Annotated in this window: 15 protein-coding genes; 4 read left to right on the plus strand and 11 right to left on the minus strand. The window is 55.5% G+C overall.

What is annotated here, in order from left to right:
- Positions 1 to 168: 168 nt before the first annotated feature.
- Entirely contained in the window at positions 169 to 2,460 is a 2,292-nt protein-coding gene (locus ACXJ5O_RS04805; protein ID WP_245426512.1) for a putative bifunctional diguanylate cyclase/phosphodiesterase, read from the plus strand.
- A 66-nt stretch (positions 2,461 to 2,526) separates the two neighbouring features.
- Here the strand turns inward: ACXJ5O_RS04805 and ACXJ5O_RS04810 are convergent, their stop codons facing one another.
- From ACXJ5O_RS04810 to ACXJ5O_RS04850, 9 genes are all read right to left on the minus strand, one after another.
- A complete protein-coding gene (locus ACXJ5O_RS04810) occupies positions 2,527 to 4,365 on the minus strand; it encodes an acyl-CoA thioesterase (protein WP_457298902.1) in 1,839 nt (612 codons plus the stop codon).
- A 254-nt stretch (positions 4,366 to 4,619) separates the two neighbouring features.
- On the minus strand, positions 4,620 to 6,089 hold the full coding sequence (locus tag ACXJ5O_RS04815; RefSeq protein ID WP_457298903.1) for an HAL/PAL/TAL family ammonia-lyase: 1,470 nt from the start codon (positions 6,087 to 6,089) through the stop codon (positions 4,620 to 4,622).
- Positions 6,086 to 7,087 (minus strand): ornithine cyclodeaminase family protein, encoded by a 1,002-nt coding sequence (locus tag ACXJ5O_RS04820; protein WP_457298904.1) that lies wholly within the window; start codon positions 7,085 to 7,087, stop codon positions 6,086 to 6,088. The genes ACXJ5O_RS04815 and ACXJ5O_RS04820 overlap by 4 nt, the downstream gene beginning before the upstream one ends.
- A gap of 8 nt (positions 7,088 to 7,095) precedes the next feature.
- Positions 7,096 to 8,412 (minus strand): LLM class flavin-dependent oxidoreductase, encoded by a 1,317-nt coding sequence (locus ACXJ5O_RS04825; protein ID WP_457298905.1) that lies wholly within the window; start codon positions 8,410 to 8,412, stop codon positions 7,096 to 7,098.
- Positions 8,409 to 9,485 (minus strand): LLM class flavin-dependent oxidoreductase, encoded by a 1,077-nt coding sequence (locus ACXJ5O_RS04830; RefSeq protein WP_457298906.1) that lies wholly within the window; start codon positions 9,483 to 9,485, stop codon positions 8,409 to 8,411. Before ACXJ5O_RS04830 ends, ACXJ5O_RS04825 begins: the two co-directional genes overlap by 4 nt.
- 31 nt (positions 9,486 to 9,516) lie before the next feature.
- On the minus strand, positions 9,517 to 10,449 hold the full coding sequence (locus ACXJ5O_RS04835) for an ABC transporter ATP-binding protein (protein WP_457298907.1): 933 nt from the start codon (positions 10,447 to 10,449) through the stop codon (positions 9,517 to 9,519).
- Positions 10,446 to 11,087, minus strand: a complete 642-nt coding sequence (locus tag ACXJ5O_RS04840; protein WP_457298908.1) for an ABC transporter permease — start codon at positions 11,085 to 11,087, stop codon at positions 10,446 to 10,448. The genes ACXJ5O_RS04835 and ACXJ5O_RS04840 overlap by 4 nt, the downstream gene beginning before the upstream one ends.
- A 1-nt stretch (position 11,088) precedes the next feature.
- Positions 11,089 to 11,709, minus strand: coding sequence for an ABC transporter permease (locus tag ACXJ5O_RS04845; RefSeq protein WP_112531762.1), 621 nt, complete (start codon positions 11,707 to 11,709; stop codon positions 11,089 to 11,091).
- A gap of 112 nt (positions 11,710 to 11,821) precedes the next feature.
- Complete coding sequence (locus ACXJ5O_RS04850) at positions 11,822 to 12,703, minus strand: glycine betaine ABC transporter substrate-binding protein (protein ID WP_457298909.1); 882 nt, start codon at positions 12,701 to 12,703, stop codon at positions 11,822 to 11,824.
- 247 nt (positions 12,704 to 12,950) lie between these two features.
- On the opposite strand from ACXJ5O_RS04850, the gene ACXJ5O_RS04855 reads away from it, so the two are divergent.
- Positions 12,951 to 13,445 (plus strand): cupin domain-containing protein, encoded by a 495-nt coding sequence (locus ACXJ5O_RS04855; RefSeq protein WP_457298910.1) that lies wholly within the window; start codon positions 12,951 to 12,953, stop codon positions 13,443 to 13,445.
- On the opposite strand, the gene ACXJ5O_RS04860 is transcribed toward ACXJ5O_RS04855, so the two are convergent.
- A complete protein-coding gene (locus ACXJ5O_RS04860) occupies positions 13,436 to 13,939 on the minus strand; it encodes a peptide deformylase (protein WP_457298911.1) in 504 nt (167 codons plus the stop codon). The genes ACXJ5O_RS04855 and ACXJ5O_RS04860 overlap by 10 nt on opposite strands.
- A gap of 123 nt (positions 13,940 to 14,062) precedes the next feature.
- Here ACXJ5O_RS04860 and ACXJ5O_RS04865 point away from each other — a divergent pair, with 123 nt between their 5' ends.
- Positions 14,063 to 16,246, plus strand: coding sequence for an ATP-binding protein (locus ACXJ5O_RS04865; protein ID WP_457298912.1), 2,184 nt, complete (start codon positions 14,063 to 14,065; stop codon positions 16,244 to 16,246).
- 690 nt (positions 16,247 to 16,936) lie between these two features.
- On the opposite strand, the gene ACXJ5O_RS04870 is transcribed toward ACXJ5O_RS04865, so the two are convergent.
- Positions 16,937 to 17,176, minus strand: a complete 240-nt coding sequence (locus ACXJ5O_RS04870; protein ID WP_457298913.1) for a hypothetical protein — start codon at positions 17,174 to 17,176, stop codon at positions 16,937 to 16,939.
- A gap of 272 nt (positions 17,177 to 17,448) precedes the next feature.
- Here ACXJ5O_RS04870 and ACXJ5O_RS04875 point away from each other — a divergent pair, with 272 nt between their 5' ends.
- Entirely contained in the window at positions 17,449 to 18,765 is a 1,317-nt protein-coding gene (locus ACXJ5O_RS04875) for a PAS domain S-box protein (protein ID WP_457298914.1), read from the plus strand.
- Positions 18,766 to 18,815 lie beyond the last annotated feature (50 nt).

Genomic DNA, 18,815 nt, shown 5'->3' on the forward strand with positions numbered 1-18,815 from the left:
CGCTAGGACATAAAGACATTGGTAACTAATAGAAAAAATGCTAAGTATATTAACCAATGCCGAACGTAAAAAAACTAACATGGGTCAAAGATGAACTCACCTGCCTGAGGTCTGTGCGTGCAATTGTCCAATTTCCATACTTTTGACGCTATCCGATCGATGTTCGGTATGCGGGGTGCTATCAACCCGGCAGTAAAGCGTCGTGTCTATGCGGAGCAAATGGACGTTGCACTGAGGCTGGCGCCTTTTACGGTTCTGGTGGCAATGTGCGTTGTGTTTGTCGTCGCGTTCGTTTTCTGGGATCTCGGCCCCCGCCCCTATCTCGCCGGTGTGTCGATAATGGTCGCGCTCATGACTGCGGGCTCACTTTTCGCCTGCTGGCAATGGTACACAGTGCCCAAGGTCAAGGAGCTTGGCTTTGATGCGATCAAATACCTGATCATCATATCCGCGCTCTACGGCATCTGCCTTGCCAGCATTCCGCTGATGCTGTTTCTCGATGCCGATCCCTACCACCGGCTTTTGATCGCATGCACAGCAGCAGGTCTCATGGCAACCGGCATTGGCGTGGCAGTGGTACCTCTTGCTGCGATCGCCTATTCAGGCACAATCATCACCGGTTCGTTCTTTGCGCTTGCGTCGACTGGCGAAGATTTCTTTCTGTTCATCGCGATCCTGCTCGCCTTCTATGCGCTCTTCATTCTGTTCACCATTGTCCACATGAGCAATCTTATCGTTATGCGCACGCTGGACCAGATCAAGGTCGAACAGCAGAAGGAAGTTATCAGCCTGTTGCTGTATGACTTCGAAGAAAACGCCAGCGACTGGATTTGGGAAACCGACGCCGACCTGAAGCTCCAGCACACATCGCCGCGTCTGGCGCAGATTGCCGCAAAAACGACCAAAGAGCTGCAAGGCATGCCTTTTGCCCAATTGTTCAAGATCGATCAGTCCCATGCCGAAGAGGCAGTCAAGGTTGGTTCGATCTGGCAGGCCATCGAGAACCGCACGACATTCCGCAATCATATCCTACCCATCAACATCAAGGGGGAGACCCGTTGGTGGTCACTCACCGGCAAGGCGATTTTCGATAACGCGGGCCAGTTTGTCGGATACCGCGGCGTTGGCTCCGATGTGACCGCTGCAAAGCAGTCGGACGATCAACTGTCCTATCTTGCCCGCTACGATGTGCTGACCGATCTGCCAAACCGTACGCTGTTTACCGACCAGCTCTCGCAAGCCACCAAGGACCTTGAGAAAGGGCTGCGCAGTTTTGCTGTGTTCTGCATCGATCTTGATGAATTCAAGACGGTCAATGACAGTTTTGGTCACGGCATCGGCGACCAGTTGCTCAAACAGGTGGCGGACCGCCTGCGTGGCGCAGCCCCCGCAACCTATGTCGTTGCCCGCCTTTCCGGCGATGAATTCGCCATCCTGGCCCGTGGCGCCGACCAGACTGCTGCCACCGAACTCGCCGAGCAGCTCGTTCAAAGCATCGCACAACCCTTCTGGATTGACGGTATCCAGATCAACATTCACATCAGCGTCGGCATTGCAATTGCGCCGACCGACAGTGTCAACGACATCATGCGCTGCGCCGACCTGGCTCTCTACCGGACCAAGAACGAGGGCCGCAACAGTTTCCGTTTCTACGAGGTGGAAATGGATGCGCGTATCGAAGCCAAACGTGCGCTTGCCATGGACTTGCGTGGCGCTCTGGCACGGGACGAGTTCATCCTCCATTTCCAGCCCATCATTTCGGCGCAGACACTCAAGACGGTAGGGTTCGAGACGCTGCTGCGCTGGAAGCATCCGGTGCACGGCTTCATCTCACCGACTATCTTCATCCCGATTGCGGAAGAAACGGGTAATATCATTCCGCTCGGCGAGTGGATCATCCAGGAAGCGTGCCGTATCGCCGTGTCGTGGCCGCAGGAAATCCACGTTGCAATCAATATCTCGGCGATCCAGTTCCGGCACTCCGACCTGGCGTCCATCGTTCGCGATGCCTTGACCAAGAACAAGCTCAAGCCAAATCGGCTGGAGCTGGAGATCACTGAATCCGTCTTCCTCGAGGCGAATGTCGCCGCGATTTCATTGTTGCGCCAGTTCCGCGCCATGGGAGTCAGCATCGCGCTGGACGATTTTGGCACCGGCTATTCCAGCTTGAGCTATTTGCGCAAGATGCCGTTCGACAAGATCAAGATCGACCAGTCCTTCGTGCGCGACCTTCCGCACAACCGGGGCAGCCTTGCAATCATTCGTGCAGTGATGGGCCTTGGGGCCAGCATGGGCATGAAGATCACTGCCGAAGGCGTCGAGACCCGTGAGCAACTTGCCTGCCTGCAGAAGGAGGGCTGTGATCAGGTACAGGGCTTCCTGTTCAGCCCGGCAGAGCCCGTCGAGAAGACTTTCGAGCTGCTCGCCTTCGATCGTGACCGATACCAGGTTGCCAGCTAGAGCCGTTCATACTGAATAGAAGCAGTTCTCTGTTCAGGCACGTAAGGCTCTAACGGTTCGCTGAGATCACGCCTGCCGCTTGGCAGCATCCTGAATATTTACTGGCCGGTAGTTCGCGGACAAACGCGAATCCTTCGGCCAATATGGCAGGAACCCTTTGATCACTTCCCCTGGAATATCCAGTGGATTGTAGTGGTCGCGGTCGACGAACATCAGTGACTGCTCGCCATGCCCCAGCAATCCTTGCGCGGCGCTGTGGATCTCATGCTGCAGCGTCACGAACTTCCGATTGTGGCGTGCAATCTTGATGCGCACCGTAATCTGCTCGAATTCTTTCGACTCGCGACGGTAATCATGGGTGAATGAGCGCGTGAGAATATAGAACCGCGTCGTTGCCAAGTCGAAATCGGGCATGCAGACGTTGAAGAACAATTCGCGTGCTTTGCCGACCCAACGCACGTAGTTGGCGAAATAGACGTTTCCGACGGAATTCGTATCATCATAAGTGGGAACAAGCTGCATGACGAACCACTCACCGTCGAATCCATGCGACGGCGAAACGTCGTCGCCTCCCGCGACGTTGGCAAGCGGTATGGGCGACATCATCCGGATAGGTTGATCGACTATCTCAACGGGAATGGCCTTCGAGGCCGGTCCGAACAGTTCGATGATGACAGGCAAAGCGCCTATCAAACCGATGAACGGAGAGATGAGCAGGAATCCTGGCACCGGCTGGATGTAGCCGATGATGAATATCAGCGACGAACCGCAACCGATCATAAAGCTGAGCACCGGATCGAACTTTGGCTTCGCACCGAGCGCCTCGCATACCAGGTTCGCCGAGGCACTGACGAACAGGGTTGCGAACGGCATCATGAAATACATCAGCGAAAAATTCGCGGGCACCGCCGTGAAGGCAATCCAGGCAGCGCCAAACAACAGCCAAAGTGGCGATGAAGCGACACCGTCCGGGATGAGAGCAAGCAAGGGACTGTTGCTGCGTAGATTTTTGCCCTTCAGGAACCACGATGTTGCGCAATAAAAGCTGTCCACGGTTGAAGCCAGAGCAATGACCGTCCAGATGACAAAGGCAACCGCCAGATATGGCTGGCCATTTTCCGCAGCAAGAACCGTAGCTGCCGAGACTGATCCCTGGGCGCTTGGAAGGCCATCGATGGACAGAATGCTGCCTATCGGGCCGACTGCCGAAGCGGTAAGCGCATTGAGGAACAAAAAGCCAAAGAACATCAGCGCGCCGACACCGTAGGCCATGCCAACATCGCCGCCTTCGCGTTTGATGGTAACCGCCCGCTGCCAATGCTGAATATCGAGCCATGGGCCAAGCAGAAACCCGATCAGCGTTGGCATAATCAAACCATAGAAGCGGCTATCGAACTTTTCTAGTGGCACACCTGGATAGTCTGATGTCTGCCGCAGTCCGATGAGCAGGACAATGCCCGCAGCCACCCCGACGATCGTATAGACGATATGCAATAGTTTGAGTTGCTGCAGCGACAGCGCATGACCGATAGCACATGCAAACAACAACAACAGCGCAACGCCGAGCGCTGAGCCTTCGCCCACGATCGGCTGCCAGAGATACGCGACGAACCCGAAGATCGTCACAACCAGCGCGGCCATCTGAAACAGCAGAAACACGCCGGCGTAGCGGCCTTCAATATCTTTGATGATCTGATCGGGCGGGCGCTTCGTGCGCCCGAGAATAAATCCAAACAGCCAGAGCCCGGCGACATTGGCTATGGCAAAACCAAAAAACCCCAGCCAACCATAGGTCAGAGTGACGTGGATGGAATAAAAGAAACCCAATCCCCACAGCCAGGATAAGCCTATTGTTGGCGCCCACAAAAGATTCCGCACGACCGTCATGACTATCCAGCTTTTCAAGAAACGCTGCTTTTACAGCACCCTACTTTAGTCGATGTTATTCGCGGAAATAAGTCAAATGTTCTGTTCTTAGACTGACATCAAGAGTTTAGCGTTTCGATAGTGTTGCGGAAACTTGGCGGCAGACGACGAGCAGATCATGAAACTTATCGGTAACGAATATACAACTCGTTCACCATTCTAGCGTGCAAAGGTGTCCAAACCGTTGCCTATCCGGCGACACGGGGACCGATCGTTTGAAGGCCGCGTTTCAATCATTGGCGCAAGCTGTCCACCAATGCCAAAACATCCTCTCCGAGAGCCCTATCCGCTTCCAGCTTGGGCGAAACTGCCCGAACGAGATCATAACTTTGTCTCGTTCCCCTGCCACAGCGGATTTCCGGCCTCAGATCTATGGCCTGCGCCGCGGCCAGCATCTCGCAGGCAACGAGCTGTCGCCACAAATCGACAATATCCGCACATTTTGCCACCACGAGCGGCGTCTGCGTCGCGTGGTCCTCGACTCCTTCGGAAACAGCAAGGAAATCGAGCAAGACTGGATTGGCCTTGTGGCGGATGGCACCAACGATCGCGGCTACTGTCTTCTGCAAAGGTACAAAACCGGCCGACGCTCCGCCGACTGGGCTCAGATACCGCGGCAGGCCATGACGCCCAGAGCCCGTGATTTGTATGAAGCGGGCAGCACTGGCCAGCGCCGCTTGTGCGATGGCGAGCCCAAGTGTTTCGAAAGCCAGCGCCAGCGACGGCGTGTGGAAATTTCCCGTCGAAAGTACTCGCTCTTCATCAATGATCACCAGCGGATTATCCGCGGCCGAATTGAGCTCGAGTTCGATCGCGTCTGTCGCGGCCCTCAAGGCATGGGCAAGTGCTCCTTGAATAGGAGCTACGCAACGCAGGCTGAGTGGATCCTGAATCGCTGTCCTTGCTTCCAGCAATGACGAGTCTTCAAGCAATGCCAAAAGCTTTTCCGCCTCTTCCACCTGACCCGCAGCGGGACGCGCAATCTGGATCGCAGGTGTCAGAATGTGTGGATTGCCGCCCAAGGCCTCGAAGCTCAGGGCAACCGCCCGACGCTGAAAACCCAGAAGCACAGCAGCGTCTGTCGCAACCAGCGCACCCCGTCCGACCGAAACCGCCGAGGCGTTGAGCAGAGACAAACCGTCCTTCGGGCCGAGCCTCGACGGCGCAAGACTCGCCTTTTTCAAAGCTTGAGCAGATGGGTAGACCTTACCTTGATATTCTGCAGAACCTTCGCCGATCAGAGTCGACGCCATAGCAGCCAGCAGCACGAGATCACCAGCTCCTATGGAGCCAATGGATGGGATAACGGGATGAATCTGTTTATTGAGCAACTCCAGCAAATCATTGAAAACTGACAGAGAAATTCCGGATCCCCCGACAGCTAGCATTGAAAGCCGCGTGGCCATGACCGCGCGGGTAACATCGCGCTCCAGGGACGGGCCAACACCCATGCCGCGCCCACGCACCAATTGCTGTTGGAATGCGCTGATATCCTCGGTCACCGATGTTTTCAAATTAGCGCCGAGCCCAGTATTCAGACCGTAGATTTGCTGTCCAGATGCTGCAGCTCTGTCGAGGATCGCCCGCGCCTTTTCCAGCCTGTCGTACACGGCGGGCTTAACTTCGACCGCCGCATTCCCGCGGGCGATCGCTGCGATATCAGCGATTGTGGTGGTCGCTCCACTGAAGACGACAGGGCTCATGCAAAGCGCAGCCGCTGGCCGATATTGGAGGCTTTGGCTTTCTCCAGCATGGCGTAACCAAGCGCGATATCACTTAGCGACAAGCCTCGATGCCAGAACAGGATTGTCTCATTTTCATTCTCACGTCCGGACTTGTGTCCGGCAATGATCTGGCCGAGCTCCGCATGCAAAGTCTGTTCCGATAGCTTGCCCGCCTCCACATGTGCGCGCAGGGATCCAAATTTTCCACCCTTGCATTGGCCCCAATCATCGACGACAAGTTTGTCCATAATGTCGGTCAACGACAGCTCCACAGCGCTCATCGTTCCGTAAGGCACGACGAACGCGCCGGGCTTGATCCATTCCGTTTTCAACATCGGCTGCGGCTCCGGCAGGCGTGACGCTTCAACGACGATGTCGGCGCCTTCAACACAGGAGCGCCAATCATCGGTGACGACGATCCGCTTGCCAAGATCATGGGAGAGCTTCTCGGCAAAGGCGTTGCGGCTCTCGGGGCGACGCGAATGCACGCGAATCTCATCGAAATTGTAGAGATGATCGAGGAGCCTCACGTTCCAATAGGCCGTGCCCCGCGCTCCGATATGGCCGAGGATTTTCGAATGCTTGCGCGCGAGATATTTTGCTCCAAGTGCTGTGACCGCGCCGGTGCGTATATCGGTGATGACCGTTGCATCAAGGATAGCCCGAGGCACACCGGTACGTGGATCGAACAGGTTGAGCACACCGAATTCTGACGGAAAGTTCAGCTTGTAATTATCGACAAAGTCCCCGACGATCTTCACACCCGCCAGATTCAAAGGCGCAACATATCCCCGCAACACGTTGAAATGGCCATTGAAAGTTGCATCCGGTTCAAGATGCACTCGCGGCTCTATGACGGTCTCGCCATTGCCTTGGGCGGCAAGCGAGGTTTCGATTGCACCGAGAATTTCAGCATCCGTCAGCGCCAGCGCGTCGATGTCGAGCGCATTCAGATAGTCGATGTAAATGGGTTTCATGTCTTTGCTCATGCTGCATGTGCTGGGATTGTGATTCCGAGATTTTCGCGCAATGTGCGCCCTTCATACTCATTGCGAAAGAGGCCACGGCGACGCAATTCAGGAACAACCAGGTCGATGAAATCCTGAAGTGCCCCCGGAAAATAGGCACCCATCACGTTGAAGCCATCCGCCGCTTTGCCATGGAACCGCTCCTCCAGTTCATCGACGATCTGTGCCGGTGTGCCGATCAATTGCCAATGACCGCGCGCGCCGGCGAAATTGCGAGCCACTTGCCGGATTGACAGATTCTCACGCCTCGCAAGATCGATGATCAACTGCTGCCTGCTTTGAATGCCATCGGTCGCTGGCATTTCGGGCAATGGTCCTTCCAGCGGGTACTGCGACAAGTCCTTGATACTGAGATAGCTCGCGAGCAATGCCACGCCGACCTCGTCGGGAATGAGTTCCTGCAAGGCATCATATTTCGCCCGCGCTTCGCTTTCGGTTCGGCCGACGATTGGCGATACACCTGGCAGGATCTTCAGATCGTCCGGATCGCGTCCGAAAGCCGGCATGCGCGATTTCAAATCAGCGTAATAGGTCTGCGCTTCCTGCAAGGTCTGTGCTGCGACGAACACCACATCCGCTGTACGCGCTGCGAGGTTTTTGCCCGCATCCGAAGCACCAGCCTGTACCATCAACGAACGGCCCTGCGGCGAACGCGGGCTGTCGAGAAGTCCGCTGACAGTGAAATGTGTGCCGTGATGATTGACGGGATGTAGTTTGGATCGGTCAGTATAGCTTTTTCCGTCGACGACATAAGCGCCGGTATCGACGCTGTCCCAGACCGCCCTTGCCGCTTGTTCGAATTCCTCGGCGCGCTCATAGCGCTGCGCATGGGGCCGCAAACCGCTTGAAACAAAATTCTCTGCCTCGAGTTCGCTCGCGGACGTGACGAGGTTCCAACCAGCCCGACCACCGCTCAATTGATCGATGGAGGCCAGTGTGCGTGCAAGGCCATAGGGTTCGTTGTAGGTCGTGGAGGCCGTAGCGACCAGGCCGATATGAGACGTATTGACCGCCAGCGCCGAAAGCAGGCTCAGCGGCTCGAACATGGTCGAACGCGCAGCCTGGCTCGCGGTGTTGATGTTGCGCTCGCGGATCGCGGCCGCATCCTCAAAGAAAACCATGTCGAATTTGGCAGCTTCTGCAAGGCGCGTCAGAGCTATGAAGTGATCGACATCCACACCGGCTTCGGCAACCGCGTCCGGATGCCGCCAGGCCGCAATATGATGGCCGCCTGCCATAAGAAAGGCACCAAGCTTCATATGTGCTTTGCTCATAATGCTTGCTCCGCTGCTTTGCTGGCCGGATAGCGCGGACGGTGCATTCCAAGATGCTCGCGCAGTGTGCTGCCCTCATAGGAATTGCGGAACAGGCCGCGCTTTCGAAGTTCCGGTACAACGTGATCAACAAAGGCGTCGACACCTTCGGGCGCCACCGGAGGAAGAACGGTGAAACCGTCGACAATGCCCGACCACGCTTGCAACGCATCCGCAATATCGAAAGGCGTGCCTATGACCTCAAACCCACAAAGCCTTTCTCCATCGGGCGACAACGCCTCGAGCTTGTCATGGAGTTGCTGTGCGTCAGATTTGGTAGCGCCGATGAACGGAATGACATTTGCAAGGATCCTCACCTCGGACCGTTTGCGACGACCATGACGTTCGAGCCGCTGCGTGAAATCGGAGACAAGCGTCCTCGCCTCGTCCACCGACGCCGGATCAATGAAAACAAGTTCAGCCGAGCGTGCGGCAATCCCGGCGGTATCAGCCGTTAGCACGTGCGAAACAACAGGCTTGCCTTGCGGCGAACGATTGACGTTGAGCGGACCACGCACGGTGAAATACTCACCTTTGTGATCGAGAAGGTGCATTTTCTCCGGCAGGAAAAAACGGCCTGAGGCCTTGTCATAAACAAAGGCGTCATCCTCCCAGCTGTCCCAAAGTCCGTTGACCACATCGAGATATTCCTGATCGCGCGCGGTTGCGTCCGGCGGAACGACGACATTCCACCCAGCCCTGCCCTTGCTGATAGTATCGAGCGAGGCAAAGCGGCGCGCGAGGTTGTAAGGTTCGTGCTGGGTCGTTGCAGCGGTTGCGATCAGCCCGATCCGGCGGACGACAGTGGCAAGCGCCGCAACCAGCGTCGTCGGTTCGAAAGGCACGGCCTGCGGCGACAGATCGTTCAGGGGCCGCTGACCAAGCCGATCGGCAAAGAATGCGAAGTCCAACCCGCCTTCTTCTGCTTTCTTCACCTGCGCTGCCAAAGCGTTGAAATGAATCGCATCTTCCGACTTCTCACGCCAGGCGGCGGGATGATGGCCAAACGGCGTGATCGATATTCCGATGTGCATTGCTGGGTTACCCTCGCTTTCGTACCGGCCGTCAGACCGCAAAAATAGCGTCCCTTGTCAATTGTCCCTTCACTGCGCCGCTCTCGTCGACAACGGCAAGAACGTCGCTATTGGCGGCAACCATCAACGCCAGCGCATCGCGCAGACTACTGGTCGGCGCGACCGTACTCGCACCCGTACGCGGCGCGGCGGCGTTCATCGCGTCGTTCACAGTGAACAGGCTGAGCCGCTTGATCGCGCGGTCTATCCCGACGAAATTTTCCACAAAAGCGTCGGCGGGGTGAGAGAGCACTGCATCCGGCGTATCGTACTGGATGATCTTGCCGCTTTTCATGATGGCGATGCGATCTCCAAGCCGGATGGCCTCGTCAAGATCATGGGTGACGAGCACAACCGTCTTGCGGACGCGTTGCAGAATCTGGCGAAATTCATCCTGAAGCCTTGTTCGAGCGATCGGATCGATCGCACCAAAGGGCTCATCCATCAACAGCACTGGCGGATCGGCTGCAAGCGCGCGTGCCACGCCGATACGCTGGCGCTGCCCGCCGGAGAGCTGGCGCGGGTAGCGCTTCAGCATTTCGCTCGGGTCAAGCCCGACCAGATCCAGCAGTTCTTCCGTACGGGTTTTGATCTTCGCCTCGGTCCAGCCGAGCAATTTCGGCACCGCCGCAATGTTCTGAGCAATGGTCATATGCGGAAACAGACCGACCTGCTGAATCACATAGCCAATGTGCCGGCGCAGCTCTACCGGATCGACCTCTGTGACGTCCTCGCCATTGACGATGATTTTGCCTTCCGTCGGATCGATCAGGCGGTTGATCATCCGCATTGTCGTGGTCTTACCGCAGCCTGATGGACCGATCAGCGCTGTTGTCGTCCCCTCCGGAACGACAAGCGAAAGATCGTCGACTGAAGCCGGTCCATCCGCAGCAAAACGTTTGGTCACATGTTCCATGTTGATCATGCGGTAGATCTCTCTGCAAAAAAGACTTTTTCGGCGACGCCGAGAGTAAACTCGATCGTGAGCGCGAGCAGCGCAATGGGAATGGCGCCAACCAGCAGCCTCGACATATCCATCATACTGATGCCGACGGCGATGAAATCTCCGAGGCCGCCGCCACCTATGAAAGGAGCAAGCGTCGCACCGGCCAGCACCTGAACGGCGGCGGTGCGTGCGCCGGCAAACATGGCCGGGGCAGCAAGAGGAATGCGTATCTTGCGCAGAACCTGCCCCCTGCTCATGCCCATCCCCGTTGCCGCTTCGACGGCATCGGGGTCGACATCGCGCAGTCCGATGAAAGCATTGAGCAGAATTGGCGGCAAAGCGAGAATGGTCAGGGCCACGATGGACGGCCACAATCCGATGCCAAGAAGCGGCATCATGATCGCAAGGATTGCGAGGCTGGGAATCGTGCGCAGGGCATTGATCGTATTGATGACGGCGAAGGCAAGGCCGCCGCGATTGATGATCAGTATCGCCAGCGGGAGTCCAATGGCCAGCGCGAAGGCCAACGAGACGCCTGACATGACCAGATGCTGGCCAAGCGMCTGGTAAAATTCCGGCTGATGATTGATGATCCAAGTGAAGGCGGTGATCAACATGTCATGCCCTCCCCCGAACCAGATATTTCTCGGCCTGACTGAGCACGACATCGAAGAAGATCGCCATCAGGGATGTCAGAATGCCGCCGACAAGTATTTTCTCGGTATAGTTTTGATCGATCCCCATCAAAATGATCGTGCCAAGCCCGCCGCCATCGATGAAGGCMGCTACGGTGGCGATGCCGATCACGGTAACAAGTGCGATGCGTATGCCCGAAACAATGAGGGGCAGTGCAAGAGGAAGTTCGATCCCGACAAGCCGCTGCCAGGCATTGTAGCCCATACCATCTGCGGCATCGAGAACATCGGCCGGTACGCCCCGCAATCCGGTTACGACGTTGCGCAGGAGAATAAGCAGGCAATAGGACGACAGTCCAACCAGCGCCGGCTTTGTCCCAAGGCCAAGCCAGGGAATTAAGAGTGCGAATAGTGCCAGACTGGGGATGACGAAAATGATGCCGGTTATCGTCAGGACGACGGCGTACAGCTTCGGCCGTCGCGCACAGATGATCCCGAGGATTAGCGCGATCACCAGTCCGATCAGTACCGAGGAAACCGAGAGCACCAGATGCTGCCAAGTCGCAGTGAGTATTTCCGGAATGTTTTTGGGAGCCCAGTTCAAGGGTACCGTCCTGCCTGCATGGTCGCTTCAGCAATGAAATAGCGGAGATGTGGTCATCTCCGCCATACACGTTCAAATGATCGGCGAAACTCTCCGGTTCCGCCGAGTATAATCAAATACCTTTTTCTTTCAGGAACTCTGCAGCGACTTCCTTTGGTTCCTTCTTGTCGCGTTCGACGGCCGCATTCAGGTCGCGCATGATCTCGTTGGTCAAAAGCGGGCTGACCTTGTTGAGCACTTCAGCGATCTTCGGGTTCTTCGCCAAGGCATCTTGGCGAACGACAGGCACAAGATAATAGGGAGGGAAAAGATGCTTGTCGTCATCAAGAACAACGAGGTTGCTATCGGCGATCTGCCAGTCCGTGCTGAAACCATAAGAGACATCGATGTTCTTGCTCGTCAGCGCGCTGTAGCGGATACCAAGCTTGGCGAAGATGCGGAAATCCTTGAACTCTATGCCGTAGACCTGCTTCAACCCCGGCAGACCATCCTTGCGTTCGCCAAAGCCGCCTTCGGCGCCAAAGGAGAGCTCCCTGGAAGCTGGACCAAGATCCGTCAGTGTCTTGAGCTTGTATTTTTCGGCGGTCTCGGGAAGCGCAATGATGGCATAGCCATTGTTGATCTGCGTTGGCTCGAGCAGCGTCAATTGCAGGTTCTTCTCGTAATAATCCTTGACGTCCTTGTAAATCTTGTCGGCCGAGCCCGACAGGTCGCCCTTGACCACCGCAGCAAGCGCGGTCCCGGTATATTCCGGATAAAAATCGATTTCGCCGCTTGTCAGCGCCGAATGTGCGATGAGCGTAGCGCCAAGGTTCAGCCGGCGCTCGACTGTGATGCCGGCCTTCTCCAGCGCCTGCGCATAGATTTCAGCAACAACGAACTGTTCAGTGAAATTCTTGCTGCCAATTTTCACTGTTTGCGCAAAGCCGGACGTTGCCGCCGTCAATGCTACCAAAACGCCAAGCCCGATTGAGGCGACACTTTTCAAGATCATGGTATTCCCCGCAGCTACTGTAGGATTTCATCCGTATCCTACTGGTGTCGTTGTCGAATTCGCATGCTAGCAATCTCGGGCACTGAGTTCGCAGAACAATATGCCAATGTTCCAGGAGAAGTAGAAATTATTTACTATGCGTTTGCAACCGCCGATACACGCACATCCTGACAGCGGTTGATCTCTGGCGTCGTTGCGTTCTCCTCGCTACATTGCCGGTAACATCGCGAAGAGGCAGGAGGCATTGATGTCAGACGATCATGAACAGGGCGACCGGCGCGCGCATGACCATCCAGTCGACTGGCGGGAGCATGGCGTCAAAATTATTCCGGGCGATTCGCTTGATCCGAACACAGCACAGACGCCGGGTATGAATCGAGCCGCTGCCGTCAATCGCGCCCGGGCTGGAGCCGAAAAAATCTGGGCAGGGACAGTTGTCATTCATGCCAACGCCAAGACTGGCGCGCATCACCATGGAGATCTGGAAAGCATCATCTACGTGGTCAAAGGCCGCGCACGCATGCGCTGGGGCGAAAGGCTGGAATATGTCGCGGAAGCCGGCCCCGGCGATTTCATCTTCGTGCCGCCATACGTGCCGCATCAGGAGATCAACGCCAGTACGGACGAAGCGCTTGAATGTGTCCTTGTCCGCTCCGGTCAGGAGCCTGTCGTCGTCAATCTCGATATTGAGCCGGTAGAGAAGCCGGAGGGTGTTTTATGGAAGGATCCGATTCACCGCTGACTGCGCGACAGCTTCTCATAACGCTTGATCAACCTGTCACGTTTGAGTTTCGACAAACGGTAGACCCAGAATATGCCATCGAGCTGATCGATTTCGTGCTGCAAACAGATGGACAGGAGACCGGTCGCTTCTTCTGTCTGAGACACACCCGAAAGGTCCTCATAGCGAACCCGAATGGAAGCGGGCCGCTCGACCTCGTCCGAAACACCTGGCATAGAAACACTGCCCTCTTCGTGCCTGACGGTGTCAGCCGAAAACCATTCGATTTCCGGATTGACGTAGAAGCGAGCTGGTTGCCCCCGATCAGGTTCAAGAACGACAATGCGCTTCAAAACGCCGATATGTGGAGCAGTTATGCCTATTCCCGGCGCCGCCCGCATTGTCTCCAGGAGGTCATCTGCCAGCAAACGGAGATCATCCCCAAACTCTGTAACGCCTTCAGCCAATGAACGCAGTGCGGGATGCGGATATTTCAGGATTGGGCGTATCGTCAAAACTTGGACCTTTCAAACTGGCACGTGGCACATCAGCAACGCTGCTAAAGCCTCGTGCCTCAAACCGCATTCGGAGCGCAAGCTTCCTTTACAAGCAACGCTGCGACCGATAATCGACAGCAAATGAGCAAGACCGTAGTCAAACCGCAGGTTCTGCCGAAAGGCGCGTTGATCATGACGCTCCTGACGTTGGCGACAACGATTGTTTCGTTCGTCATCATGATGGGCATTACCGACATCTCGCCTACCAAACGGACGACGCAAATCATTATTGCAGCCAATGCGGTTTCGATTCTGGTGCTGATCTATTTATCCTATGCGACGCTCCGGAAGCTGTTTCTGTTCAAGAGCAAGGAAAAACACCGGGATCTGCATACCAACATAGCGATCATCTTCGCGCTGATCGCGTCGATCCCTTCGATCATTGTTGCCTGTTTTTCACTCATTGTCCTCGACAATCGTTTAAACTCCTGGATCAATCCTGAGAACAATCAGATCATTGATATGTCAATCAAGGCTGCGCAGTCCTACACCGAGGACAATGCGCAAAGTCTTTTGACCACAACTCTTTCGATGGCGATCGATCTCGATCAGCGGCGGATGCTGTACAGTCTTGATCGAGGTGCCTTCGAAAATTGGCTGACTTATGATGCAGGCCGCAACAATCTGCTTGGCGCATCCCTGGTTAGATCCAACGGTGAGGTTGTCGTCAGCGCCCAGCTTTTCAACGATCATACCCTTCCCGAAGCGCCGCTGGCGGCGTTGAAAACTGCAGCGGGCGACAGGCCGGTGCTGATACCGCCCGAAGCCACCAACCTTGTCGGCGCCATCATCAAGATGCAGGCGCTGCCGGATTTGTATCTCTATACGATCCGCGCCGTGGATTCTTCGGCGCTGGATAACATGCGCATCATGACCGACAACAATGCCGAATATCAGTCGCTGGCCAGCAACAGGAAGAATACGCAGATCGCCTACGCGCTGCTCTATATTGAGCTGACACTGTTGCTGCTTTTGACCGCTGTCTGGACTGGCATTGCCGTCGCCAATCGTGTGGTCAGGCCCATTCGCCTTTTGATCGGCGCGGCCGGCGACGTTGCCACCGGCAATTTTGACGTGTCAGTGCCTGTCCGCGCTTCGGATGGCGATATCGGTTCACTATCCCATACGTTCAATAATATGGTCGAGCAGTTGAAAACCCAGCATAACGATCTGATCTCGGCAAAGGACGAGATCGATGAGCGCAGGCGCTTTACTGAAGCGGTTCTGTCCGGCGTGACAGCCGGCGTTATCAGCGTCAACTCGCAAGGCGATATTGCCGGTCTAAACCGGCCAGCCGAGCATATGCTGTCGATCGATGGTGCACTAGCTATCGGCAAGAACCTCGTTCATATCCTTCCGGAAATCGGTGCTGTATTCGAAGCGGCACGGGAGAACGGCAGGTCGTCCAGCCGCCAGCAGATAGGCATTACCCGCAATGGTATCGTACGCTCTTTCAACGTGCAGATTACCCGGGAAGACGCCGATACACAGCACACCTCCTACGTGGTGACGGTCGACGATATCACCGATCTGGTCGCTGCCCACCGCTCATCCGCTTGGGCGGACGTTGCACGCCGCATTGCCCATGAAATCAAGAATCCACTAACGCCAATCCAGCTCTCCGCCGAGCGCATTCGCCGCCGCTACGGCAAGGTCATTGTCGAGGATCGCGAGGTTTTCGACCAATGCACCGAAACGATTATCCGCCAGGTCGGCGATATAGGTCGTATGGTCGATGAGTTTTCTGAATTCGCTCGTATGCCCAAGCCGCAACTCGCAGCAACGGACATCCGCGATGTGCTGCGCGACGCATCCTTTCTCGTGGAAATCAGCAACAACCAGATCAAGTTCGAGCATGACTTTACCGACGAGCCGCTCGTTGGAAATTTCGACAACAGGCTCCTTGGCCAGGCTTTCGGTAACATTATCAAGAACGCTTCGGAGTCCATTGAGACGGCGCTCCAGACAGGTGCGATCGAAGAAGGTTTCATTCTCGTTCGCGCTGTCAGCACCAGTTCGTCCATCATTGTCGAAGTGCTCGACAATGGCAAAGGATTGCCCGCTGACAACCGGCATCGACTGCTCGAGCCCTATGTGACAACGCGCGAAAAGGGCACCGGCCTCGGCCTCGCCATCGTCAAGAAAATCATCGAAGATCATAGTGGGCATCTCGAAATGCTGGATGCCCCTGCGAGCTTTCATACCGGTCGCGGAGCGATGGTGCGAATGACTTTTCCAAAGCTCGTCGAGGCCACCGCAGCCTAACTTTTACCGGTATCGCTTTCGTTTCACTCGATATCAAAATGTGATGAAACTGAGGCATAGCGCAAATTGCGCTCTACATTGAAAGCGCTATAATCCCTTTCAGTGAGGCCGGGATGATGGGATTAAGCCTTCCATGATTTTGGTCAAGCACATGATCACCACAATTTGAATTGATCGCTGGGAACTGAAATCAGCGACGGGTGTTTATGATTTTTTTGAGAACGCGCCGGTCCTATCCGGCTACGCTCAGGAGGAGTCAGGCGATGCGACACACGAAAGAAAACGGAGATATCTCCAACTGGATGACATGCTCAATGATTTTGTTTGGCGCGCTGGCAGTTGCAGCCGTCGTCTTTGCAGTTTGACTATCGGGGTTTGACCCGATCAAGATAAAACTTCGAAAATTTATGTGCGTCTGACGGAACGCGCATTGGGTTGGTGTGGGCTGGTTTCCAAGTGAAACTGGCCCATTGTATTGTTGAGGGCTCTAATCCTTTCTCAATACGGAGAGAAGCAAGGTGAAAAGCGCCACGAAATTCAAAATTGCGCTTGCTGCATGCGAATACTCCCATTGATAGCGTAGCGTTTCCCAGCCCTCCGGCAGAACGGTCGAGTTGTGAGTTGCTTTATTCGTCGGAAATGTGAACAGCCAGAAACTCACTTGCGTTGCCGCAATGCAGAGAAATGCCGTCACCACCAGCCAATATGGTTCGCCCGAACGGTTAAGCCGGATTGACAGGCGAGCGTTGAAGCCAGCGCCCCGACGATGACGATGGCGAAGAGGCTCCAGCCATCATAGGCTCGCTGCGAGACAAGATACTCGGCGCGATCGAGATGAAACTTGTTGACCATCGCAAACAGGTGCGCTCCTGCCGGAACAAGGACAAGCGCGACCAGGAGCAGGCTGGTCAATCTCAACGTATAAATCATGGTGATTTCCTCCATTCACTTGGATCGAATGGAAACGCAAAAACTACCCCATTGATCCCTCATACGTTGGATGGCGCTGTTGGAACCAAAATCATTGCAGATAGTTTCGAATATGGGGGTATGCTGTTGTCGACTGGTCCCCTTGATTCGAGAATCCGACTGGCAAGAAGTTACTTGAAGCAGGAAAAATAGTGGATATTGCGCAAAGCAACTTTAGTTCTTCACTTGCAGCTTTGCACAGCATGGACAGCTTCAGCCGTGATTCCCTGATCATGGCAATTCCTATCCCCMTATATACGACAGACAAATCCGGCATCATTTCTTTCTACAACCGTGCGGCGGCGGAGTTTTGGGGGCGTGAACCGCGGATCGGCGAAGAGGCTTGGTGCGGATCATGGAAATTGTACTGGCCTGACGGAACGCCGATGCGGCATGACGAGTGCCCCATGGCGACGAGCCTGCGCGAAGGCAGAGATGTGCGAGGGCTGGAAGCCATAGCCGAGCGGCCCGACGGCACCCGCGTTGCGTTCCGTCCATTCCCCGTTTTGCTTCGGGACAATAGCGGCGAAGTTGTTGGCGCCTTGAATATGCTTGTTGATCTCACAGAACAGAAGCGCAATGAAGAGTCGGCTCAACACCTCGCGGCGATCGTGGAATCATCCGACGATGCGATCGTTAGTAAAACCCTCGCAGGCATCGTCAGGAGCTGGAACAGGGGGGCTGAACGCGTATTCGGTTACACAGCCGAGGAGATGGTTGGCCGTTCGATCACCACTGTTATTCCTCCCGAAAGATTAGGGGAAGAAGCGTCCATCGTCGACAAAGTTCGCAAGGGTGAACGCCTGGATCACTATGAGACGATTCGGGTGCGCAAGGACGGAGTGCGGATTCATGTTTCGCTGACTGTATCGCCAGTCAAGGATTCGACCGGGCGCATCATTGGAGCGTCCAAGATTGCCCGCGACATTACCGAGAGAAAGGAGAAGGAAGAACGGATCGTCATGCTGATGCGCGAGGTAAACCACCGCGTCAAGAATCAATATGCCGTCATTCTGTCCATGATCCGGGAAACCGGCAATCGCACCGGAGACAGTGCCGAGTTCGAGCAGCAGGTGCGGGAAAGAATCATGGCTCTCGCGCGATCACATGATCTGCTTGTCCATGCCGAATGGCGCGGAGCGACTGTAGCGGATCTGCTTTTGGCGCAGATCAAGCCGTTCGGCGATGAAACCAGCGTTGCGATTTCAGGTCCCCTCATAGTCCTGCAACCCAATGCCGTTCAGTACCTGGGGATTGCGTTCCATGAATTGGCGACGAATTCGGCCAAATATGGTGTGTTTTCTGCTGACCAGGGCAATATCGCAGTCGATTGGCACGTCGGCGATGATGGTAAAAACTTTTATCTGACCTGGACTGAATCTGACGGGCCACCTGTAAGGCTTGGGCGTGCCCATGGATTTGGCAAGATTGTGCTCGAGCGCGTAACCCCTCTATCCCTTGGGGGGGCGAGCACCCTGGAACAGGCGCCCAAACGCCTCGTCTGGACTCTGCGCGCACCGATGGAAAACATTGCAGCTTCCCTCACCTGACGAAGCACGCAAACCTCATTCTTAATGCTTAACTGAGCTTGCTGGAAACC

It is taken from the genome of Phyllobacterium sp. P5_D12, assembly GCF_054049495.1.

Coding starts and splice junctions, on each gene's coding strand:
- ACXJ5O_RS04805 (WP_245426512.1), top strand. CDS start 169: ATGCGGGGTGCTATCAACCCGGCAGTAAAGCGTCGTGTCTATGCGGAG.
- ACXJ5O_RS04815 (WP_457298903.1), bottom strand. CDS start 6,089: ATGAGCCCTGTCGTCTTCAGTGGAGCGACCACCACAATCGCTGATATC.
- ACXJ5O_RS04820 (WP_457298904.1), bottom strand. CDS start 7,087: ATGAAACCCATTTACATCGACTATCTGAATGCGCTCGACATCGACGCG.
- ACXJ5O_RS04825 (WP_457298905.1), bottom strand. CDS start 8,412: ATGAGCAAAGCACATATGAAGCTTGGTGCCTTTCTTATGGCAGGCGGC.
- ACXJ5O_RS04830 (WP_457298906.1), bottom strand. CDS start 9,485: ATGCACATCGGAATATCGATCACGCCGTTTGGCCATCATCCCGCCGCC.
- ACXJ5O_RS04835 (WP_457298907.1), bottom strand. CDS start 10,449: ATGATCAACATGGAACATGTGACCAAACGTTTTGCTGCGGATGGACCG.
- ACXJ5O_RS04850 (WP_457298909.1), bottom strand. CDS start 12,703: ATGATCTTGAAAAGTGTCGCCTCAATCGGGCTTGGCGTTTTGGTAGCA.
- ACXJ5O_RS04855 (WP_457298910.1), top strand. CDS start 12,951: ATGTCAGACGATCATGAACAGGGCGACCGGCGCGCGCATGACCATCCA.
- ACXJ5O_RS04865 (WP_457298912.1), top strand. CDS start 14,063: ATGAGCAAGACCGTAGTCAAACCGCAGGTTCTGCCGAAAGGCGCGTTG.
- ACXJ5O_RS04870 (WP_457298913.1), bottom strand. CDS start 17,176: ATGATTTATACGTTGAGATTGACCAGCCTGCTCCTGGTCGCGCTTGTC.